Source organism: Pseudomonas brassicacearum subsp. brassicacearum (assembly GCF_008801605.1).
In the GTDB taxonomy this organism is placed as follows: Bacteria; Pseudomonadota; Gammaproteobacteria; order Pseudomonadales; family Pseudomonadaceae; genus Aquipseudomonas; species Aquipseudomonas brassicacearum.
Map to the genome: position 1 here is coordinate 1 of NZ_VZPJ01000021.1, position 20,437 is coordinate 20,437.

19 protein-coding genes and 1 pseudogene are annotated in these 20,437 nt (G+C 61.0%); 8 read left to right on the top strand and 12 right to left on the bottom strand.

Annotated features, from left to right (window positions below; genetic code table 11):
- Nucleotides 1–116 (top strand): annotated as a pseudogene (locus F7R20_RS32025) (IS110 family transposase); the annotation flags it as partial.
- Nucleotides 117–208: 92 nt separating this feature from the next.
- On the opposite strand, the gene F7R20_RS29380 reads toward F7R20_RS32025, so the two are convergent.
- From F7R20_RS29380 to F7R20_RS29390, 3 genes are all read right to left on the bottom strand, one after another.
- Nucleotides 209–1,555 carry an ATP-binding protein gene (locus F7R20_RS29380; protein WP_003204712.1) on the bottom strand — a complete coding sequence of 449 codons (1,347 nt, stop codon included), beginning with the start codon at nucleotides 1,553–1,555 and terminating at the stop codon, nucleotides 209–211.
- The gene (locus F7R20_RS29385) at nucleotides 1,552–2,229 is read right to left on the bottom strand and encodes a response regulator (RefSeq protein ID WP_003204714.1); all 678 of its coding nucleotides are present in this window, start codon (nucleotides 2,227–2,229) and stop codon (nucleotides 1,552–1,554) included. Before F7R20_RS29385 ends, F7R20_RS29380 begins: the two co-directional genes overlap by 4 nt.
- A 102-nt stretch (nucleotides 2,230–2,331) precedes the next feature.
- Nucleotides 2,332–2,931, bottom strand: a complete 600-nt coding sequence (locus tag F7R20_RS29390; protein ID WP_003204716.1) for a membrane protein — start codon at nucleotides 2,929–2,931, stop codon at nucleotides 2,332–2,334.
- A 144-nt stretch (nucleotides 2,932–3,075) separates the two neighbouring features.
- On the opposite strand from F7R20_RS29390, the gene F7R20_RS29395 reads away from it, so the two are divergent.
- Nucleotides 3,076–3,864 carry a dienelactone hydrolase family protein gene (locus F7R20_RS29395; protein ID WP_003204718.1) on the top strand — a complete coding sequence of 263 codons (789 nt, stop codon included), beginning with the start codon at nucleotides 3,076–3,078 and terminating at the stop codon, nucleotides 3,862–3,864.
- 133 nt (nucleotides 3,865–3,997) lie between these two features.
- Nucleotides 3,998–4,723 carry a 4'-phosphopantetheinyl transferase family protein gene (locus F7R20_RS29400; protein ID WP_003204719.1) on the top strand — a complete coding sequence of 242 codons (726 nt, stop codon included), beginning with the start codon at nucleotides 3,998–4,000 and terminating at the stop codon, nucleotides 4,721–4,723.
- A gap of 132 nt (nucleotides 4,724–4,855) precedes the next feature.
- Here the strand turns inward: F7R20_RS29400 and F7R20_RS29405 are convergent, their stop codons facing one another.
- Together F7R20_RS29405 and F7R20_RS29410 are read right to left on the bottom strand one after the other, a co-directional pair.
- A complete protein-coding gene (locus tag F7R20_RS29405; RefSeq protein ID WP_003204720.1) occupies nucleotides 4,856–6,466 on the bottom strand; it encodes an ATP-binding protein in 1,611 nt (536 codons plus the stop codon).
- Nucleotides 6,463–7,185, bottom strand: a complete 723-nt coding sequence (locus F7R20_RS29410; RefSeq protein WP_003204721.1) for a response regulator — start codon at nucleotides 7,183–7,185, stop codon at nucleotides 6,463–6,465. Before F7R20_RS29410 ends, F7R20_RS29405 begins: the two co-directional genes overlap by 4 nt.
- 861 nt (nucleotides 7,186–8,046) lie before the next feature.
- Here F7R20_RS29410 and F7R20_RS29415 point away from each other — a divergent pair.
- The gene (locus tag F7R20_RS29415) at nucleotides 8,047–10,938 is read left to right on the top strand and encodes a ribonucleoside-diphosphate reductase subunit alpha (RefSeq protein ID WP_003204723.1); all 2,892 of its coding nucleotides are present in this window, start codon (nucleotides 8,047–8,049) and stop codon (nucleotides 10,936–10,938) included.
- Between the two features lie 339 nt (nucleotides 10,939–11,277).
- Here the strand turns inward: F7R20_RS29415 and flgE are convergent, their stop codons facing one another.
- The 6 genes from flgE to F7R20_RS29445 all read right to left on the bottom strand — a co-directional run bounded on the left by flgE (nucleotide 11,278) and on the right by F7R20_RS29445 (nucleotide 16,275).
- A complete protein-coding gene (flgE, locus tag F7R20_RS29420; RefSeq protein ID WP_003204725.1) occupies nucleotides 11,278–12,576 on the bottom strand; it encodes a flagellar hook protein FlgE in 1,299 nt (432 codons plus the stop codon).
- Nucleotides 12,577–12,604: 28 nt separating this feature from the next.
- Nucleotides 12,605–13,327 carry a flagellar hook assembly protein FlgD gene (flgD, locus tag F7R20_RS29425; protein ID WP_003204727.1) on the bottom strand — a complete coding sequence of 241 codons (723 nt, stop codon included), beginning with the start codon at nucleotides 13,325–13,327 and terminating at the stop codon, nucleotides 12,605–12,607.
- A 15-nt stretch (nucleotides 13,328–13,342) separates the two neighbouring features.
- Entirely contained in the window at nucleotides 13,343–13,786 is a 444-nt protein-coding gene (gene flgC, locus F7R20_RS29430) for a flagellar basal body rod protein FlgC (protein ID WP_003204730.1), read from the bottom strand.
- A gap of 3 nt (nucleotides 13,787–13,789) precedes the next feature.
- Nucleotides 13,790–14,197, bottom strand: a complete 408-nt coding sequence (gene flgB / locus F7R20_RS29435) for a flagellar basal body rod protein FlgB (RefSeq protein ID WP_003204732.1) — start codon at nucleotides 14,195–14,197, stop codon at nucleotides 13,790–13,792.
- A gap of 269 nt (nucleotides 14,198–14,466) precedes the next feature.
- Nucleotides 14,467–15,294, bottom strand: a complete 828-nt coding sequence (gene cheR / locus F7R20_RS29440; RefSeq protein WP_003204735.1) for a protein-glutamate O-methyltransferase CheR — start codon at nucleotides 15,292–15,294, stop codon at nucleotides 14,467–14,469.
- A 54-nt stretch (nucleotides 15,295–15,348) separates the two neighbouring features.
- On the bottom strand, nucleotides 15,349–16,275 hold the full coding sequence (locus F7R20_RS29445) for a chemotaxis protein CheV (protein WP_003204737.1): 927 nt from the start codon (nucleotides 16,273–16,275) through the stop codon (nucleotides 15,349–15,351).
- Between the two features lie 79 nt (nucleotides 16,276–16,354).
- On the opposite strand from F7R20_RS29445, the gene flgA reads away from it, so the two are divergent.
- From flgA to F7R20_RS29465, 4 genes are all read left to right on the top strand, one after another.
- Nucleotides 16,355–17,119 carry a flagellar basal body P-ring formation chaperone FlgA gene (gene flgA / locus F7R20_RS29450; protein WP_003204739.1) on the top strand — a complete coding sequence of 255 codons (765 nt, stop codon included), beginning with the start codon at nucleotides 16,355–16,357 and terminating at the stop codon, nucleotides 17,117–17,119.
- Between the two features lie 172 nt (nucleotides 17,120–17,291).
- Nucleotides 17,292–17,609, top strand: a complete 318-nt coding sequence (flgM, locus tag F7R20_RS29455) for a flagellar biosynthesis anti-sigma factor FlgM (protein ID WP_003204741.1) — start codon at nucleotides 17,292–17,294, stop codon at nucleotides 17,607–17,609.
- A gap of 47 nt (nucleotides 17,610–17,656) precedes the next feature.
- Entirely contained in the window at nucleotides 17,657–18,124 is a 468-nt protein-coding gene (locus tag F7R20_RS29460) for a flagella synthesis protein FlgN (protein ID WP_003204743.1), read from the top strand.
- Between the two features lie 92 nt (nucleotides 18,125–18,216).
- Nucleotides 18,217–18,963, top strand: coding sequence for a flagellar brake protein (locus F7R20_RS29465; RefSeq protein ID WP_003204744.1), 747 nt, complete (start codon nucleotides 18,217–18,219; stop codon nucleotides 18,961–18,963).
- 61 nt (nucleotides 18,964–19,024) lie between these two features.
- Here F7R20_RS29465 and F7R20_RS29470 read toward each other — a convergent pair whose 3' ends face one another.
- Nucleotides 19,025–20,392 (bottom strand): MFS transporter, encoded by a 1,368-nt coding sequence (locus F7R20_RS29470; protein ID WP_003204747.1) that lies wholly within the window; start codon nucleotides 20,390–20,392, stop codon nucleotides 19,025–19,027.
- Between the last annotated feature and the right edge of the window lie 45 nt (nucleotides 20,393–20,437).

Consider the following 20,437-nt stretch of genomic DNA (forward strand, 5'->3'; position numbering starts at 1 on the left):
AAACCCAGGCATTGGTGGTGCTTGCTCGCAAGCTCTGCCGGGTGGCATTTGCCTTGATGAAAAATCAGAGCGAATACCAGCCGAAGCCTATGTTGCAGGGTTGCCCTGCAACATAGAATCTCCCACACTGGATTTTCGGCGTTCACCAAACCGTTGTGGGAGCGAGCTTGCTCGCGATGAGGCCAGTGGCGACACCAAGGCCCCTCAGTCAAACCACCGAAAAATGAATCCTGAACGCCGCCCCGCCCAGCTCTGAATCCCCCAGGGTCAACTTGGCGCCATAGCTCTCGATGATGTCTTTCACCACGGCCAGCCCGATCCCCTGCCCCGGATGCTGGCGATCCAGTCGCTCGCCCCGCTGGAGAATCCGCGCACGTTGATCCGGTGGCACACCCGGCCCATCGTCCTCGACACTCAACTCCGTGCCGCCGAGGGTCTGGTGCACGCTGACGCGCACCTCGCCCAAACACAGCCGATAGGCGTTTTCCAGCAGGTTGCCGAGCATCTCCAGCAAGGCGCCCTGTTCGATCGGCACCTGGCAGTGCTCCGGCAGATCGAAACTGACACTGACCCGTTTGTCGCGATAGACCTTGTCCAGGGTGTCACACAGGCTTTGCAACACCGGGCGCAAGCGCACCTGATGGCGCACCAGCCCGCTTTTGCGCAGGCTGGCGCGCTGCAACTGGTAGCCGATCTGCTGGCTCATGCGCTCGATCTGGGATTGCAGCACCCAAGCCTGTCCACGGTCCTCGGGGCGCCGGGCCATGTCCTCGCTGACGCCCTGCAACACCGCCAACGGGGTCTTCAAGCTGTGGGCCAGGTCATCGAGGGAGTCGCGATAACGGCTGCGTTGCTCCCGCTCGCTGTACAGCAGGCGGTTGAGGGAGCCGGTCAGGCGCAACAGTTCCCGGGGATGTTCGGTACTGAGGCTTTCCCGGGCCCCGCTTTCGATTTCGTCCAGTTCCTGGCTCAGGCGCCGCAGCGCCCGAAGGCCCCAGGTCAGGCCGATCCACAACAGCGCCAGCAGCACCAACAGGGCCGCGCCAAAGCCCAGGTACAGATTGTCCCGCAGCCCTTGCAGGGTGACTTCGTAGTCGCGCACCGGTTGCAGGGTGACGATGCTGAACGCCGCGCTCTGGCCGCCGAGCAGCTTGATCTCGACGTCATAGACAAAAAACTCCTGGCCGTCGTTCTCGCGAATGCGCGCGAACTGGTTGCCCTGGCCGTCGTAGCGTGGCGTGTAATTGATGTTTTCTTCCTGGGTGGCCTTCGACCGCCAGACCAACCGCCCCTCGCGATCATAGATGTAGCCCAGCAGGCGGGCATCGGCGAGGTTGAAGCGCTCGTCGGGCAACTGCGCCGGCATCTTCAAGCGGTTGTTTTCCACTCGGGCGGCGGAAATCAGCGTGGTCACGTCCGAGGCCAGGCGTTGCTCGATGGATTCCTGCAACGCCAGGCTGAACGCGCCTTGCATGGCCGGCAACAAGGCCAGCATGAACAGCACCGCCAGGGTCATGGCGGCCAACATCAACCGCAGGCGAAGCGAACGAATCACTGGCAGCGCTCGTTGAACAGGTAGCCCAGGCCACGCACGGTATCGATCGGCTTGAAGCCGGCCGGGGCTTCCAGCTTACGGCGCAGGCGCCCGACCAGCACTTCGATGACATTGGGATCACGCTCGTCGTCATCGGGGTAAAGCTGCTCCATCAAGCGGTCCTTGGCCACCACCTGCTGGTGATGACGCATGAGGTATTCGAGGATGCGGTACTCGTAGGCGGTCAACGCCAGCGGCTCCTCGCCGAGGGACGCCTGCTTGCGGTTGAGGTCGAGCAGCAACGGACCGGCAACAATGGTCGATTGGGTAAAACCACTGGAGCGGCGCAACAGCGCGTTCAGCCGGGCCTCCAGCTCTTCGAACTGAAACGGCTTGACCACGTAGTCGTCGGCACCGGCGGCCAGGCCTTCGACCTTGTCCTGCCAGTTGCCGCGGGCGGTGAGGATCAGGATCGGAAACGTCTTGTCCTGCGAGCGCAGCCGGCGGATCAGTTCCAGCCCGCTGATGCCCGGCAGGCCCAGGTCGATCACCGCCAGGTCATGGTTGAATTCCCGGACCAGGTACAAGGCCTCTTCGGCATTGGCCACGGCCTTCACCACATGGCCGCTGTCGGTGAGACGGGTTTGCAGGTGGTGGCGCAACAGCGCTTCGTCTTCGACGACCAGTAATTTCATGGAGCCTCTCCCCAGGCAAATCAAACAATCCAGTGCGCACTTCAACGCAAGGCGCCGGATCGTCTTCGACCGATCCGGCTGGATACGCTCACCATCGACCGCTTAGAACGTGTAGTTGGCGGACAGGTACGTCTGGGCGCTGCTGGTCAGGTCCAGCGAGCCAACCTTGTCGCCACCGTGCGGGCTCATCTCGGTGCTGGCATTGCTGCGCAGGTAACGGTAACCCAGTTCAACCGAGGTGTTTTGCGAAATTTGTTGCAGCACGCCCCCTTGCAAGCCCACGGCGTAGCCGATGTCGCTGTCGCGACTGAAGCCGGGAGAGTCCTGGGTCAGCTTGGTCAGGCCCGCCGTGCCGCCACCGAACAGTTTGGTGCTGCTGGTGACCGGATAGAACACATCGTAGCTGCCCAGCAGGTTTTCCTGGCGCAGCTTGATGCCGTTGTGGGTGCCCGAGACGTTGTCGTAGGTGGCGTAGTAGCGGCCCTGGTCGTTTTGTTTGCCCAGTCGGATGCCATAGGTGGCGTCCTTGCCGATGACGCCGTCGGCGTTCGGGTTGTTCAGGGCGCTGTCCAGGGCGTTGGATTTCTTCACCTTGTCGCTGGTCTGGCCGAGGGTCAGGCTGGCGAAATTGTCATCGGCGTGGGCCAGGGCGCTGGCGCCCAGCACGGTGAAAGCCAACAGCAGTTTTTTCATAGCAGTCATGGTCAAGTTCCTTTGCAGCGTGGATGTTTTGTGAAGTCGTGGTCACCTTAACCAGCGGTCCCTGAACACCCCTTGAACGTTCTCTGAACCTGCGCTGAATGAATCGGCTAATCTGTGCGGACCACTTTTATAAGGAGATCCGTCATGCGAAGGCTGCTTGCTGTTGTACTTCTGGCCATTAGCGGCGTGAGCCACGCCGCCATCCAGACCCAGGAGCTCCCCTACACCAGTGCCGACGGCACCAAGCTGATCGGCTATTACGCGTATGACGACGCGGTCAAGGGCCCGCGCCCGGGCGTGGTGGTGGTGCATGAATGGTGGGGGCTGAACGACTACGCCAAGCGCCGTGCCCGTGACCTCGCCGGCCTGGGCTATAGCGCCCTGGCCATCGACATGTACGGCGACGGCAAGAACACCGAGCACCCCAACGACGCCATGGCCTTCATGCAGGCGGCGCTCAAGGACGGCGCGGCGGCCAGTGCCCGCTTCCAGGCCGGTCTCGACCTGCTGAGGAAACAACCCCAGACCGATCCGGACAAACTCGCCGCCATCGGCTACTGCTTCGGCGGCAAAGTGGTGCTCGATGCAGCGCGCCAGGGTGTGCCGCTAGCCGGCGTGGTGAGCTTCCACGGTGCGCTGGTGACCAACACCCCGGCAACGCCTGGCAGCGTCAAGGCCAAGGTGCTGGTCGAGCATGGCGCCCTGGACAGCATGGTCACCCAGGACAACGTCACCGCGTTCAAGAGCGAGATGGACAAGGCCGGCGCCGACTATAAATTCGTCAGCCTCAAAGGCGCCAAGCACGGCTTCAGCAACCCCGATGCCGACCGCTTGAGCCACGGTGAACATGGCGGGCCGGACATTGGCTACAACAAGGAAGCCGATGAGAAATCGTGGGCGGATATGCAGAAGTTCTTCAAGAAAATCTTCTGATACATACCCCCTGCATGATCGCTCCCACGCAGAGCGTGGGAGCGATCATTGACCACCTGCCTCGTTCACGACCTCCATTCATACAGCTCGCCCCCACTACCCAGCCTCCAGCCAACCCGGCAAAATGCCCGGCATGAAGACACTCCCCTCCCTGCCCGCCTGCTGCTCGCCTTTGGATGAACATTGGCTCTTGCCCGATGCCCTGTCCGATACGGTGCTGCTGAGCACGCGCTTCGACCCGTTGTTGCTGGTGGGCGCCGACTTCCCCAACAGTGCCATCGAGCCCCCGGCGAGCATCCAGCGCTCGGTAGCCAAGCGCCAGGCAGAATTCCTGGCCGGGCGGATCTGCGCCCGGGCGGCGTTGCAGCGGCTCGACGGCCTGGCCTGCGTGCCGGCCATCGGTGAGGACCGCGCCCCGGTGTGGCCGGCCCATGTCAGCGGTTCGATCACCCACAGCACGGGTCGGGCGGCGGCCATTGTCGCGAAAAAAGATCATTGGCAAGGGCTGGGCATGGACGTGGAAAACCTGCTCGACCCCGAGCGCGCCGAACGCCTGGCCGGTGAAATCCTCACCTCGCCAGAGCTGCAACGCATGACCAAGCTCGCGCGCGATGACCGGGCCTTGCTGGTGACCCTGACCTTTTCCGTGAAGGAAAGCCTGTTCAAGGCGCTGTACCCCATCGTCAGGCAGCGCTTTTATTTCGAGCATGCCGAGGTGCTGGATTGGACACACGATGGGCAGGTGCGCCTGCGCCTGCTGACGGACCTGTCGACCGAGTGGCGCCATGGCAGTGAGCTGCAGGCTCAGTTTGGGGTGAAGGATGGGCAGTTGTTGAGCCTGGTGGGGATCAGGGCCTGAGATCTTGGGTGTTTGGGAGGGCCTCATCGCGGGCAAGCCTTGCTCCCACAGCAAACAACACTTAAATGAGAGAGCACTGACCTGTGGGAGCAAGGCTTGCCCGCGATGGCGGTCGATCAGGCACCACCCCCATCAAGACCTGTCCTGATGCCTCGGCCAACTCAAGCTGAAACAAGCCCCGCCCAGGCTCTTGCTCTTGCCGATCAGCGCCCGGCCGTCATGCCAGTGGATGATCCGCCGCACGATCGACAGCCCCAGCCCATGGCCGCCTGACGCCCGGGCGCGGCTGTCGTCCAGGCGCAGGAAAGGTTTGAAAATCCGCTCCCATGCCGCTTCCGGCACACCAGGCCCGTCGTCTTCCACATCCACCCGGCAGCGCAACTGGCCCACCTGGTAGCTGACGGTGACCCGGGAGCTGGCGTGGCGCATGGCGTTACCCACCAGGTTCTGCAGGGCGCGATGCAGAAAGCGTGGCTCGGCCTCGACCCAGGCGCCGTCGCAATCGGCGGCCGACAGGCATAGACCGCGCTCGACCGTGATCCCCGCCCGCAACGGCCCCAGTTCATCGATCACTTGATTGACCAGCGCATCCAGGTCAACTCGCTGGAAATTCAGGGCCGGTGACCCCTGTTCCAGCCGCGCATAGGTGAGCATTTCGTCCACCAACCGATCCAGGTCTTCAATGTCGTGGTCCATGCCCGCCAGGTATTTGTCCCGAGCCTGGGGCGTGGTGGCGCTGCCGAGCATTTCCAGGCCGAAGCGCAGGCGCGCCACCGGGGTACGCAATTCGTGGGACACCGCCCGCACCAGCTCACGCTGGATCGCCAAAAGTTGCTGCAGGTGCTCGGCCATGCCATTGAACGCAGCGGCCAATCGCCCGACCGAGTCGGCGCCTCGGGCCGGCACCCGGGTTTCCAGGCTGCCCTGGGCGATCTGGGTGGCGGCCGACTCCAGGCCACGCAAGCGCCGCTCCAATTGGCGCACCAGCAGGTAGACGATCAAGCCGATCAGGCTCAAGCCCAGTGCCGCGATCAGCACCAGCCATTGCGGCGGATAAGGGTTCATCTGGTACAGCGGGCCGATCTCCAGCACCCACGGCGTGCCGACCATGCCGGCGAAGACCCGGATGGAGTCGCCGCCCTTGCCCAACGCCATCACCGTATCGCCCTCGGACACACGGCGGCGCTGGTCGTCGTCCATGTCCGCCTGCTCGGTGGTCATGAGTCGCAGATCGAAACCAAAACCTTTTTCCTGCGCCAGTTGCGCCAGCCGTTTGGGCTGTTCGGCCACCGGATAACGCACCAGCTCGTCGGCCAACAGGTAAATGGTCGCGCGAGCCAGTTGTTCGCTGATCTGCTGGACTTCCCCCACCAACATCAGTTGCTCGGCATCATTGATCAGTCGATAGACTTTTGCCGCGTGCGGCCCGGTCTGCTCCACCAATGCCTGGCCGCGCATTACCCGGGTGCGCTGGCCGAGGTCGAGGTCGGTCTGGGGGAAAGTCTGCAACGCCAGGGGAATGCCCAGCAGGCGCTCCCACACCAGCAACGCCCGGCGCCGTTCGGTGTCGTTCATCGGCCGCAGGTTGTCGGCCATCAATGAAAACGTGCCGTGGGCCAGGCGCTCGCGGTATTGCTCGCTGCGGGTCTGGTTGAGCAGGTGCAGGGCCAGCACGCCGAGGACCGCCACCAGCACCAGTGCCGCACACATGCCGCCATAAATACGCAGGAAGATCGAATTCACGGTGCCAGGTCTACGCAGGCTTCAGGAACGAACAGGTAGCCTTTGCTGCGAATGGTCTTGATCAGCCGTGGATGGTCCGGGTCGTCGCCGATCTTGGGGCGGATGCGTGAAATGCGCACGTCGATGGAGCGGTCCTGGCCGTCATAACCGATGCCGCGCAAGGCGGTGAAGATTTCTTCCCGGGACAGGATGCGCCCGGCATTGGACACCAGCAGCCACAGCAGGTCGAATTCGGCGCTGGTCAGCTCGATACCGTTGCCCTGCAACCAGGCTTCGCGCAGGGCGTCGTCGACCACCAGCGGGCCGAATTGCAGGCGTCGCTGCTTCTGCGCGACGCTCGGCTCCGGTTCGCTGCGCCGCAGCAAGGCCTGGATCCGCGCCAAGAGCAAACGCGGGCGAACCGGCTTGCAGACGTAATCATCGGCGCCCAGGTCCAGGCCCTGGATCTGATCGGTGTCGTCGGTGCGGGCGGTGAGCATCAGGATCGGCCCGTCATAGTGCCCGCGCACCTTGCGACAGATGCTCAGGCCGTCTTCGCCGGGCAGCATCAGGTCGAGGACCACCAGGTCCGGCTGCTCGGCAATGATCCGCGCCGCCGCCACCGCGCCGTCGCCTTCGATGGCGACACGCAGTCCGTTGCTTTCGAGGTACTCCCGGGTCAGCTCGGCCAGACGCTGGTCATCCTCGACGATCAATACCTGCCAGGCTTCTTGTTCCACTGAGGGACCTTTTGGCTGATTAGCTAAATAAGGAAAGGCGTGTCGCCAATATCACTGACAAGGCGAACCCTGTGGGAGCGAGCTTGCTCGCGATGGCGGTGTGTCAGGCACCCTTGGTACGGCTGAACCGACGCTATCGCGAGCAAGCTCGCTCCCACAGGTTGGGTCCTGCGCCACTCCCGTCTTTTTGTCATGTTAAAGGAGGATAAACACACCCATGCATGGGCCGATTGTATAAACGTCACCTGCGCAGAAAACAAGCGGACAAATGCGTTTCGATCGGCTGGGTTTTATGTGGTAATGTCCGCGCCCGCAAAAATCACCGGGCTGTTTTCGGATCGTCGAAACCGATGAAAAAAGGTCCACTCCAGCTAGGTCGCGGCCTACAGAGCCGTTCCACGATTCGCACACAAATTACGCACAGGCTTATCCACAGGTAGTACGTTGCATACCCCCCGAAAACGCATTATCTTGTAGCCCGCCGCGTAAAAAACCCTACATGTAGGGTTTCAGGCTAAAAACCAAACACAAGTCGGACAGAGAATTCAAGCGCTTTTCTTGCTTCTGTCCAACTGAAACACCGCATTTCCCCAAGCCCAGACCGCCCCTGCGGATGGCAACTGTTTCCAGGTCGAAAACGACCGAAACGGTACGGGTGTTGCAGTCAATTGCTGCCACCCCGGCAACCCGGTTTCGAGCCCCGCTCGCAACCTGAGAACTTCGGATGGAAGCGGCATTAAACGCCTGCTTCCTACTGTCCCGAAGTTGTTATGCCCGGCGCCAGTCGGTTGTAGTGCTTCAGGACGGAACGGTGGGCACCGTGATGGTGCCCAAACAAACATAGAGAACGTGGAGACACCCATGCACACCGACACAACTCGCGAGAACCCGCAGGGCACCGCGCCGCTGGCCGCCGATTCGAACCCGGATCTGTCCGCCACCGCGCCGGGCCAACTGCGCGTGATCAAGCGTAACGGCACTGTCGTTCCTTACACCGATGACAAGATTACCGTCGCCATCACCAAAGCGTTTCTCGCAGTTGAAGGTGGCACCGCTGCCGCTTCGTCGCGAATCCATGACACCGTGGCCCGCCTGACCGAACAGGTCACCGCGACCTTCAAGCGTCGCATGCCCTCGGGCGGCACCATCCACATCGAAGAAATCCAGGACCAGGTCGAACTGGCCCTGATGCGTGCTGGCGAGCAGAAAGTGGCCCGCGACTACGTGATCTACCGTGACTCCCGCGCCAAGGAGCGTGCTACCCGTTCCCCGGCCGACGCACCGGTCCAGGCCCACCCTTCGATCCGCATCGCCCGCGCCGACGGCAGCCTGGCGCCGCTGGACATGGGTCGCCTGAACACCATCGTCACCGAGGCCTGCGAAGGCCTGGAAGAAGTCGATGGCGACCTGATCCAGCGCGAAACCCTGAAGAACCTCTATGACGGCGTTGCTCTCAAGGACGTCAACACCGCGCTGGTGATGACCGCACGGACCCTGGTGGAACGCGAGCCGAACTACTCCTTCGTGACCGCCCGCCTGCTGATGGACACCCTGCGTGCCGAAGGCCTGAGCTTCCTGGAAGTCGCCGAGAGCGCGACCCACCACGAAATGGTCGACCTGTACGCCAAGGCATTGCCAGCTTATGTTGCCAAGGGTATCGAGTTCGAATTGCTGAACCCGGTCCTGGCTGAATTCGACCTGGAAAAACTCGGCAAGGCGATCAACCACGAGCGCGACCAGCAGTTCACCTACCTGGGCCTGCAAACCCTGTACGACCGTTACTTCATCCACAAGGATGGCGTGCGTTTCGAACTGCCGCAGATCTTCTTCATGCGCGTGGCCATGGGCCTGGCGATCGAAGAGAAGCAGCGTGAAGACCGTGCGATCGAGTTCTACAACCTGTTGTCGTCCTTCGACTACATGGCCTCGACCCCGACCCTGTTCAACGCCGGTACCCTGCGTCCACAGCTGTCGAGCTGCTACCTGACCACCGTGCCGGACGACCTGTCGGGCATCTACGGCGCCATCCACGACAACGCCATGCTGTCGAAATTCGCCGGCGGCCTGGGCAACGACTGGACCCCGGTTCGCGCATTGGGCTCGTACATCAAGGGCACCAACGGCAAATCCCAGGGCGTCGTGCCGTTCCTCAAAGTGGTCAACGACACCGCGGTCGCGGTCAACCAGGGCGGCAAGCGCAAGGGCGCGGTCTGTGCCTACCTGGAAACCTGGCACATGGACATCGAAGAGTTCATCGAGCTGCGCAAGAACACCGGTGATGACCGTCGTCGTACCCACGACATGAACACCGCCAACTGGATCCCTGACCTGTTCATGAAGCGCGTCTTCGATGACGGCAAGTGGACCCTGTTCTCGCCATCCGAAGTACCGGACCTGCACGACCTGACCGGCAAGGCTTTCGAAGAGCGCTACGAGTACTACGAAGCCCTGACCGAGTACAACAAGATCAAGCTGTTCAAAGTCGTCCAGGCCAAAGACCTGTGGCGCAAGATGCTCTCGATGCTGTTCGAAACCGGTCACCCATGGCTGACCTTCAAGGACCCGTGCAACCTGCGCAGCCCGCAGCAGCACGTGGGCGTGGTCCACAGCTCGAACCTGTGCACCGAGATCACCCTGAACACCAACAAGGATGAGATCGCGGTCTGCAACCTGGGCTCGATCAACCTGCCGAACCACATCGTCGACGGCAAGCTGGACACCGCCAAGCTGCAGCGCACCGTGAACACCGCCGTGCGCATGCTCGACAACGTGATCGACATCAACTACTACTCGGTGCCACAGGCGAAGAACTCCAACTTCAAGCACCGTCCGGTCGGCCTGGGCATCATGGGCTTCCAGGACGCCTTGTACCTGCAGCACATCCCGTACGGTTCCGATGCCGCGGTCGAGTTCGCCGACAAGTCCATGGAAGCGGTCAGCTACTACGCGATCCAGGCTTCCTGCGACCTGGCCGACGAGCGTGGCGCCTACGAGACGTTCCAGGGTTCGCTGTGGTCCCAGGGCATCCTGCCGCTGGACTCGCAACAGATCCTGATCGCCCAGCGTGGCCAGAAGTACATCGACGTTGACCTGAACGAATCCCTGGACTGGGCACCGGTTCGCGCCCGTGTGCAGAAAGGCATCCGTAACTCCAACATCATGGCCATCGCACCGACCGCCACCATCGCCAACATCACCGGCGTGTCGCAGTCGATCGAACCGACCTACCAGAACCTGTATGTGAAATCGAACCTGTCGGGCGAGTTCACCGTGATCAACCCGTACCTGGTTCGCGACCTCAAGGCCCGTGGCCTGTGGGACTCGGTCATGATCAACGACCTGAAGTACTACGACGGTTCGGTACAGCAGATCGAACGCATCCCGCAAGAACTCAAAGAGCTCTACGCAACGGCCTTCGAAGTGGACACCAAGTGGATCGTCGACGCCGCCAGCCGTCGCCAGAAGTGGATCGACCAGGCTCAATCGCTGAACCTGTACATCGCCGGCGCTTCGGGCAAGAAGCTGGACGTGACCTACCGCATGGCTTGGTACCGTGGCCTGAAAACCACTTACTACCTCCGTGCCCTGGCCGCGACCAGCACCGAGAAGTCGACCATCAACACCGGCAAGCTGAACGCGGTTTCCAGCGGCGGCAACCACGGTGACGATTCGGTCCTGGCTGCTCCAGCCGGTCCTGCGCCAGTGCCAAAAGCCTGCGCGATCGACGAGCCGGATTGCGAAGCTTGCCAATAAGCTGAGCGAGTGGGCGCGTAAAGGCGCCTACTGAAAGAAACCCCCGATAGACCGCTGGTTTATCGGGGGTTTTCTTTTGCCTGGAGGAACACCCCAAGGCAAATGTGGGAGCAAGGCTTGCCCGCGATGACGGTGACACACCTCATAAGGATGCGAACTGACCCACCGCTACCGCGAGCAAGCTCAGCTCCCACATTGGAATGCGTACGACTGTGGGAGCGAGCTTGCTCCGGGCGGCGATCCGACGATGAGGCCAGAACAAACAACACAAATCACCGCCCATGAAAAAAGCCCCTCTTGCGAGGGGCTTCTTGTGCAGCCTTCAAGCCACTATCGATATCAAGCCATCTGAATGATGGTCTGCATGATAGTGCTTTGGGTGGAGATGGTCTTGGCGTTCGCCTGGTAGTTGCTTTGCGCCTTGATCAGCTCGACCAGTTCGTTGGTCAGGTTGACGTTGGATTCTTCCAGGGAGTTGGAAACGATCGAACCCAGGGTACCGGTTTGCGGGGCATCGTAGCCCGGGATGCCCGACGCGAAGGTTTCTTTCCAGCTGGTGCCGCCTACCGGCTGCAAGCCTTGCTCGTTGGTGAAGCTGGCGAGCGCGAGCTGGCCGATCGGCTTGGTCTGGTTGTTGCTGAAGTTGGCCAGCAACACACCACTGCCGTCGATGGTCAGGTTGGTGATCTGGCCAGTGGCGTAGCCGTTCTGGGTTGGGATCGAGCGGGCGGTGTCGGCGTTGAATTGGGTGGTGTTGCCCATGGAAATCGTGATGGTTGGCGCACTCGCGGCGCCGTTGGCGGCCCATACGCCGTTGGTCACAGTGCCGGGAACCCAACCGGTCAGTACCAGATCGCTATTGACCGTCGCTGGCGGCGTGGTGACCGTGGTCAACTTGCCGCTCGAATCGAAGTTCATGGTCGAAGGGACCGGCGCAGTAGCGCCCGTCGTGGTCGGCAAGGTGCCGTTCAGGTTACGACCATCGATCAAGGTATAGACGTTCCAGGTGTTGCCGGCAGTCTTGACCATGTATTGGTCCATGGAGTGCTGGTTACCCTGAGTATCGTAGACCGGGGTGGTGAATTGTTTGGTGAACGTGGCGGTGTCGCTTGGATTGAACGCCGCGGTGATCGCCGTTGCCGTCGAATTCAGGTTGATCGTCGAGGAAACCAGGCTGGTGGCGCTCGGCGGCAGGTTCGAGGTGTCGATGCGCAGGTCGGTCAAGATGCCGTTCTGGATCTTGCCGTTGGCATCCACGCCATAGCCCTGCAGGCGCGAAGTGCCGTCGCTGTTGGTGATATAGCCTTCCTTGTCGGTCTTGAAGGTACCGGCACGGGTGTAGCTCAGGGAGCCGTCATTGCTCAGGACAAAGAAGCCCTGGCCCTGGATGCCCATGTCCAGTACGTTGCCGGTGTTGTTCACATCACCCTGGCCGAACTGCTGGGAAACGTTGGCCAGGCGCACGCCGTTACCGACGGTCTTGCTGCCCGAACCCAGCTTGGTGGCCGAGTAGACGTCTTCGAATTCCGCGCGGGACGATTTGAAACCGGTGGTCGCCACGTTGGCGATGTTGTTGCCGGTCACGTCCAGCTGTTTGTTGGCTGCATAGAGACCGCTAAGGCCGATGTTGAAAGACATGTTGACTCCTTTTGCCGGTTAGTCGGCTCTACATACCAATAGTTTGTACTTTGGACAGGGCAATGCTGCCCAGCCCGGCCAGGTTGAGCATCAGCTCACCGCCCGTCTGGCTGATCGTCACGCTGCTGACCGTGGCCGGCAGGTTGGTGATCAGCGACGTGGCCTTGCCGTCGATGGTGGTCGAGGCCGCGAAGGTGTAAGTGCCCGATTCAACGACCGCGCCCGCATCGTTCTTGCCGTCCCAGATGAACGCGGAGTTGCCGGCGTTCTGGCTGCCCAAGTCGATGGTGCGAACGGTCTTGCCGTCCTTGTCCACGATCTTGACCGCGACGGAGGACACCGATGTTGGTACCACCACCGTGCCATTGAGGCTCTTGGAGGTATCGACCACAGCCTTGTCGCCCGGGGCAATGACCGAGCGACCGACCAGCGACGAGGCTTGCAGGGCCTGGGACGAGTTGTAGTTGCCGGCGATGCCGCTCACGGTCTCGTTGAGGGTGGTGATGCCTTCCAGGCTGCTGAACTGCGCCAGTTGGGCAACGAACTCGCCGTTATCCTGTGGCTCCAGCGGGTTCTGGTTTTTCAGCTGGGTGACCAGCAACTGCAGGAACGCATCCTTGCCCAATTCCTTCTTGCCGGTGGCCGCACCGGTCGCCGCGCCCAGGGCATCGGTGGTGGTGCTGGTCTTGACCGAGGAGTTGGCCAGAATCTCGTTGAGGCTCAAACCACTTGTTGTACTGGTAACGCTCATGTGACTCGCCCCTTATCACTGACCGAGGGTCAGGACCTTCTGCATCATGGTTTTGGCGGTGTTCATCATTTCGGCGTTGGTCTGGAACGAACGACTGGCGGAAATCATGTCGGCCATTTCTTCGACGACGTTGACGTTCGGGTAGTAGACATACCCCTTGGCATCAGCGGCCGGATGGTTTGGCTCATAACGGGCTTCGAGGTTGCTCTGGTCTTCGACCACGCCAAGCACCTGCACGCCCTGCCCGGCCGCGTCCTGCTCCTGGAACAGCGAGTCGCTACCGCCGGACTGGCCACCCTGGAACATGGTGGCGAATACCGGGTGGCGGGCGCGGTAGGTCTGGTCGATGCTCGACGAAACGGTCTCGGCGTTGGCGATGTTACTGGCGACGGTGTTCAGGCGAGTGGTCTGGGCACTCATGGCACTGCCGGCAATGTTGAATACGCTAGCAATCGACATGGCTTACTCTCCGCGCAGGGCCGATACCAGCCCTTTGAACTTGCTGTTGAGCAGGGTGAAGCTGGCCTGGAAGTTCACGGAGTTTTCCGCGTAGTTGGACTGTTCCAGTTGAGCGTCTACGGTGTTCTGGTCGATCGAAGGCTGCATCGGCGTGCGATACATCAGCGATTCGTCGCCATTGCCCAGGCCTTCGGCTTCGATATGACGGCTGTTGGTCATGTTCAAGGCGAAGTGGCCGTTCTTGGTCTTCTCGTTCTGCTCGGCGAGCACTTTGGAAAAGTCCAGGTCACGCGCCTTGTAGTTCGGGGTGTCGGCGTTGGCGATGTTGTTGGCCAGGACTTCGGCACGCTGGGCGCGGAAGCTCAGGGCCTGTTCGTGGATACCGAGCGCTTTATCGAAGCTGATGCTCATGTCGGAAACCTTTGGGTGACCAGAATGTACGTGCGATGAACTTAGCAAGCAGCGTGCCACTTTGGAAAACCCCATAAACCGGGGCTTTGCGGGCATCGGCAAAGCGGCAATGCCAGAAAAGCGGCAACTGGCTTCCGCTGGCTGCCGCTTTTCTGCCGCTTCTCAAGGGCAAATGACATTCGAACTGTGGGAGCGGGATTAGTGGTGACCGGCAGGCATAAAAAAACGGGAGCCCGTGGGGACTCCCGTTTTTTGACAGTTCAAGCCAATCACTTTGCCTGGTAGATGATCCCCGGACTGCACTGGACCATCTGGTAATGATCCGGCAAACCGTTCAACGCCTCGGAGGCACCGAGGAACAGGTAGCCGCCCGGCTTGAGCGTGCTGTGGATGCGCAGCAGGATGTCTTTCTTCACTTCGGCGGAGAAGTAGATCAGTACGTTGCGGCAGAACACGATGTCGAACTTGCCCAGGCTGGCATAGCTATCCAGCAGGTTGAACGAGCGGAACTCCACCCGGCTCTTGATCGGCGCCTTGACCACCCATTTACCCGGCCCTTTCGGATCGAAGTAACGTTGCAGGCGATCCGGCGACAGGCCCCGGCCGATAGCCAGGCTGTCGTACTCGCCGGTCTTGCAGTTATTGAGCATGGTCCCGGACAGGTCGGTGGCGACAATCTGCACGCCGCCTTTCAACTGGCCGAGGTTGGACCGCTCGAACTCATCGATGGACATCGACAGCGAATAGGGTTCCTGCCCCGACGAACAGGCCGCCGACCAGATCCGCAGACGCTGGCCCGGGCTGGCCTTGATGGCCGCCGGCAGCACTTTGTTCTTCAACACCTCAAACGGATAGGTGTCACGAAACCACAAGGTTTCGTTGGTGGTCATCGCGTCCACCACCATTTCGCGCAAGCCACTGCGCGGTTGGGTCTGGATACGCTGCACCAGTTCGCCCAATGACTTGAGGCCCTGCTGTTCCATCAATTTATTGAGACGGCTCGACACCAGGTATTGCTTGTTTTCACCAAGCAAGATGCCACAGGCTTTTTCCAGGAAGACCCGGAACTGTTCGAAATCCAAATTACCCGTAGACAAGATACCGCCTCTTTCATCGTGTTGACTTGCCGGGCGCACAACGCGCCCGACCTTTTATTCTGCTGCCTTGATCCGCTCGACGACCCGGGAAGCCAGGTCATCTGGACGGAATTTCGCCAGGAAATCGTCGGCGCCGACCTTCTTGACCATCGCCTGGTTGAAAACCCCGGACAACGAAGTATGCAAGATGATGTGCAGCTTTTGCATGCGCGGATCGCTGCGGATTTCCGACGTCAGGGTGTACCCATCCATCTCCGGCATTTCAATGTCGGAGATCATCATCAGGAACTCTTCCTCAGGCTTCTTGCCCTCGTCGACCAGCTTGCGCAGGTAATCGAGCGCCTGTCGCCCGTCGTTCAACGCCACCACCTCGACACCGACCGTTTGCAGGCAACGGGTCACCTGCTTGCGGGCCACTGAAGAGTCGTCGACGGTCAACACCCGCAGCGAAATCGCCTTGTGCTGGGTTTCGGCATCCACCACTCCCACGGAGATCGCTTCCGGCGTGGGCGCTACTTCGGCGAGGATCTTCTCCACGTCGATGATTTCCACCAACTGGTTATCGACCCGGGTCACTGCCGTGAGGTAGTGATCGCGGCCGGTGCCCTTGGGCGGTGGATGGATCTCTTCCCAGTTCATGTTGACGATGCGCTCCACCGAGCGAACCAGGAATCCCTGGGTCTTGGTGTTGTACTCGGTGATGATCACAAACGGATTGCTCTGGTCCAGCAGCCGGCCGGAACCGGTCGCCATCGCCAGGTCGAGAATCGGGATGGTCGCACCCCGGATATTGGCCACACCGCACACGACGGGGCTGGATTTGGGCATCAGGGTCAGCTTGGGGCATTGCAGCACCTCGCGGACCTTGAATACGTTGATCCCATACATTTGTTGGCCGTCGAGACGGAACAACAACAGCTCCAGGCGATTCTGACCGACCAGCTGAGTGCGCTGGTTTACCGAATCCATTACTCCCGCCATGCCCTGACTCCTACCTAACGCTAATGTGTCCGACGCGCATTCATTCACTAAACGGCACGGGGCTTGCTATTGAACCGGCATGAACGCACAAACGACATTTTCTCGACGCCTGACCACTCACTGCCGCCACTGGCTCGGTGCACTGCTGGCTGTCTGCCTGTTCACTTCGGGCGGTCCTGCCCTTGCTGCTGTTCCGGTTACCTTGCCTGATCTCCTTATCGGCGTCACTCAGGGCTTTCTTGAATTCACCGTAGAAGACTATCTGGCTACCAGTCAAACGGAAGGTCGCTATGAAATCGAAGTCAACCAACTCGACCCGCGCCTGCGCATGCCGATGTGCGACAAGGAATTGACTGCTTCGCTGGAGAGCCCTGCCCGGCCCCTGGGACGCGTCACGGTGAAGGTTCGTTGCGACAGCGCCGCGCCCTGGACGGTGTTCGTGCCCGCTCAAGTGCGCCTGTTTCGGGAAATTGTCACCACCACTCGTCCGCTCAAGCGGGCCGGAATCGTCGAGCCCCAGGACGTGATGTTGCGTGAACGGGACATCAGCCAGATCACCCAGGGCTTCCTGACCTCCGTCGACCAGGCCATCGGGCAGAAACTTGTCCGACCAATGGTCGCCGATCAGGTCGTGACGCTGGTGCATCTGGAGCAGGCCGAGGTAGTCCGCAAGGGCGACCAGGTTGTGATCACCGCCCGCACCGGTTCCCTGGCCGTGCGGATGCCCGGCGAGGCCCTGTCCAACGGCGGTATGCGTGAACAGATACGGGTAAAAAACCTCAATTCCCAGCGCGTGATCAAGGCGCAGGTGATGGCCCCGGGCCAAGTGGAAGTGGCGATGTAGTGATCTGGTAGAGGAGGTAGAAAGCTGGCGCTTGATCCCGGTGTTCCCTAGACTGTGCCTTACGCAAAGGCAAGCGCAGACGTGCGCAAGTTCATTTCATAAATGAGCCTAAAGTTATTTTGGGGATGGCCGAAAACATGGCAAGCGTCCAAATACCCAGAGGTTTTTTACCATGGTCATCGATTTCAATCGTTTAAACAGCTCTTCACCGCTGCCAGGCACCACGCGTACCAGCGCCACCAAGGAAACCGCCGAAGCCGGCAAATCCGCACCGCTGCCTACACCAGCCGAACAGGTCAGCAACGGGGAGTCGGTACACCTCAGCAATGAGGCTCAGCAGTTGCAGAAGGTCACTGACAAGCTGCGCGATCAACCTGTCGTCGACAACGCCCGCGTGGCCGAGTTGAAAGCAGCAATCGCTGATGGCAGCTACAAAGTCGACAGCAACCGCGTAGCCAGCAAACTGCTCAACTTCGAAGCCCAGCGCTAGGCCGCCGCCTGCGCCAGGCTTTTGGACGCTAAGACCCAAGGCCAGCCATGCACGACACTCATTTGTTGCAATTGATCATCGACGACTTTGTTCCAGCGCAACAGCTACTGGAATTGTTGCAGGCCGAATCCGTGGCATTGCACGGTCGTGACATGCCTCTGCTGGAGAATATCCTGGCGCAGAAACAGGCCTTGATCATCCTGCTTGACCAGCATGGCCGCAAACGCAGCGAGATCCTCGTCAGCCTCAACCTGCCCGCCAGCCATGAAGGCCTCGAGCAACTGGCCAGCCAGTCGACGATTGGCGATCAGCTACTGTCCCAGAGCAAAGTACTCAACGACCTGCTCGCCCAATGCCAGGCAACCAACGCTCGCAACGGCCAGTCGATCCTGATGCAGCAGGCCGCCACCGCCAACCAGTTGCGCATCCTCAACGGTGGCGAGATCCCGACGCTGTATGACGCTAGCGGTTCAACGGCCAGAATGGTCAAGCATCGCCCGCTCAGCCAGGCATGAAACGAACAATGCCTTCGCTCTATCAACGCGCGATACATGCTGGCAAAATGCCGGCCATTCGTAGTCGTATTTTGCCTGGAGATTGACTCACCGTGTTCAATGCCTCAAACGCGGATGATGCTCCGCAGCCACCCAAGGTCCTCACCACGCCCCTGGAAATCTCCGGCAACCTGCGGATGCTGCAAGAGAGCCACGACCCACTGATCATCACCTTCCACGAACGTAGCCAGCGCTTCCAGAGCTACCTGGTCAACGTCGATCGTGAGACCAACTCCATTGCCCTGGATGAAATGATTCCCCGGGACGGCGAGCGTTTCCTGCTGGCGGGCGAGCCTTTTCGTGTCGAGGGTTTCCATGACGGCGTGCGTATCGCATGGGATGGCAAGGGCCCACTGACCATCGATGAATCCAGCGACGGTCGCTGCTATCGCGGCGCCCTGCCCGACGAAGTGGTCTACCACCAACGTCGCAACGCCTTCCGCGCCGCCCTGAAACTGGCACAACTGGTGAGCGTTGAACTGGGCGGTGACAAGCTCAAGTCCCCGGTGGACGGCAAGCTGCTGGACATCTCTGCCACCGGTTGCAAGTTGCGGTTTGACGGCGACATCACGGAGCGACTGCAATTGGGCCAGGTGTACGAGCGCTTCATCGCGGCCCTGCCTTTTGGCAACATGACCGCGCCAGTCGAGCTGCGTTACCTGCATTTCGAAGAAAGGATCAACACCACGTTCGCCGGCGTACGCTTCCACAACATCAGTGGCCTGGTGCAACGGCAGGTCGAGCGGTTCGTCTACCAGCTCCAACGAGAAGCCCGGCGCTTCGATAAAGACGACCTCTGATTTTCGAGGCAAAAAAAACGGGCAGTCCCTTGCGGCGACTGCCCGTTTTTTCATGCCTGCTTCAAGGCCTGGCCTGGGTAAAACTCGGTGTCTCAGGCTCCTCAGGCCCAGTCTCGGCCTCGGTCGCGGTCTCAGTGGCCGGCTCAGGCTCCACGTCCGGATTGGCCGGAGCCTGCATCTGCTCCTGCACCACCTGCTCATCCACCCGCGGATCAAGACACGCCACCAAAGGCGAACTCGACATGCTGTCCGGCATCGCCACGTGATGCAGCGGTGCGTCATCGACCTGATGCAGGTTGGTCACCGCTTTCGGCCGGATCCGCCACACCAGCACCAAGGCGAAGAAAGCGAAAAAGCCGTAGAGCATCTGGCTGCCAAACATCTTCATCAGCACGCCGGCCACCAGCGGCCCGATACTGGCCCCCACGCCGTAGGTCACCAGCAGCATCGCGGTCAGGGACACCCTTCGATCAGCTTCGACGTGGTCGTTGGAAAACGCTACCGCCAGCGGATACAGGCAGAACTGCACCAGCGAACAGAAGAACCCCGCGACGAACAGCACCTCCAGCGGCACCGTCGGAAGAATCGCCAACGGCAACGCACAGATCGTCAGCACCAGCGCAAAGCAGCGGATCAGCAGCGCCCGGTCATAACGATCGGACAGCCAGCCCAGGGGCCACTGCACCAGCAGTCCGGCGAAGATGCAGCTACCCATGAACAGACCGACCTGCTCGGTCGACAGGCCCTGCTGAGAGGCATATAGGGGCGCCAGGCCATAGAACGAGCCGACGATCAACCCGGAGCCCAGCACCGTACTCAATGACTGCGGCACACGCTTGATGAAGAAGCGCGGCTCCATGGGCGCCGGATGCAGCGCCGCCGGGTGAATTCGCCGGGTCAGCGTCACCGGCACCAGGCACAAGGCGAAGCACAGCGCCACCAGCATCAACAGCTCAGGCCCCAGGGCCGGATGCATGACCAGGATCAACTGACCCAGCACCAACCCCAGGTACGAGGCAATCATGTAGCCGCTGAACACCACGCCACGCTGCTTGGCATCGGCTTGCTCGTTGAGCCAGCTCTCGATGACCATGTACTGGCACATCATCCCGAGGCCGACAATCATCCGCAGCACGATCCAGGCCGGCAGCCAGTTCACCAGGCCATGGCCCAGCACTGCCGCCCCGACGATCCCGGCGCAGGCCGAATAGGCGCGGATGTGGCCGACGCGGGCGATCAGCCGGTGGCCGATCTTGCCACCCAGCACCAGGCCGAAATAGTTGGCGGCCATCAGCGCACCGACCCAGAGGCTGTCCACATGGTCGGCGGCCAGGCGCAAGGCCAGGTAAGTACTCAAGAGGCCCGAGCCGATCAACATCATCAGCGAGGCGAAATAAAGCGCTCGAAAAGGTTTCCAGATTTGGCGCATCGGCGTTCCGAGCGGCTCCTTGAGGTGAGTAAGGGCTACCTGTTG

What these genes read in the sequence shown, in the direction of transcription:
- F7R20_RS29385 (WP_003204714.1), bottom strand. Translation starts at nt 2,229, where the DNA reads ATGAAATTACTGGTCGTCGAAGACGAAGCGCTGTTGCGCCACCACCTG.
- F7R20_RS29390 (WP_003204716.1), bottom strand. Translation starts at nt 2,931, where the DNA reads ATGACTGCTATGAAAAAACTGCTGTTGGCTTTCACCGTGCTGGGCGCC.
- F7R20_RS29395 (WP_003204718.1), top strand. Translation starts at nt 3,076, where the DNA reads ATGCGAAGGCTGCTTGCTGTTGTACTTCTGGCCATTAGCGGCGTGAGC.
- F7R20_RS29400 (WP_003204719.1), top strand. Translation starts at nt 3,998, where the DNA reads ATGAAGACACTCCCCTCCCTGCCCGCCTGCTGCTCGCCTTTGGATGAA.
- F7R20_RS29415 (WP_003204723.1), top strand. Translation starts at nt 8,047, where the DNA reads ATGCACACCGACACAACTCGCGAGAACCCGCAGGGCACCGCGCCGCTG.
- flgE (WP_003204725.1), bottom strand. Translation starts at nt 12,576, where the DNA reads ATGTCTTTCAACATCGGCCTTAGCGGTCTCTATGCAGCCAACAAACAG.
- flgD (WP_003204727.1), bottom strand. Translation starts at nt 13,327, where the DNA reads ATGAGCGTTACCAGTACAACAAGTGGTTTGAGCCTCAACGAGATTCTG.
- flgC (WP_003204730.1), bottom strand. Translation starts at nt 13,786, where the DNA reads ATGTCGATTGCTAGCGTATTCAACATTGCCGGCAGTGCCATGAGTGCC.
- flgB (WP_003204732.1), bottom strand. Translation starts at nt 14,197, where the DNA reads ATGAGCATCAGCTTCGATAAAGCGCTCGGTATCCACGAACAGGCCCTG.
- F7R20_RS29445 (WP_003204737.1), bottom strand. Translation starts at nt 16,275, where the DNA reads ATGGCGGGAGTAATGGATTCGGTAAACCAGCGCACTCAGCTGGTCGGT.
- flgA (WP_003204739.1), top strand. Translation starts at nt 16,355, where the DNA reads ATGAACGCACAAACGACATTTTCTCGACGCCTGACCACTCACTGCCGC.
- flgM (WP_003204741.1), top strand. Translation starts at nt 17,292, where the DNA reads ATGGTCATCGATTTCAATCGTTTAAACAGCTCTTCACCGCTGCCAGGC.
- F7R20_RS29460 (WP_003204743.1), top strand. Translation starts at nt 17,657, where the DNA reads ATGCACGACACTCATTTGTTGCAATTGATCATCGACGACTTTGTTCCA.
- F7R20_RS29470 (WP_003204747.1), bottom strand. Translation starts at nt 20,392, where the DNA reads ATGCGCCAAATCTGGAAACCTTTTCGAGCGCTTTATTTCGCCTCGCTG.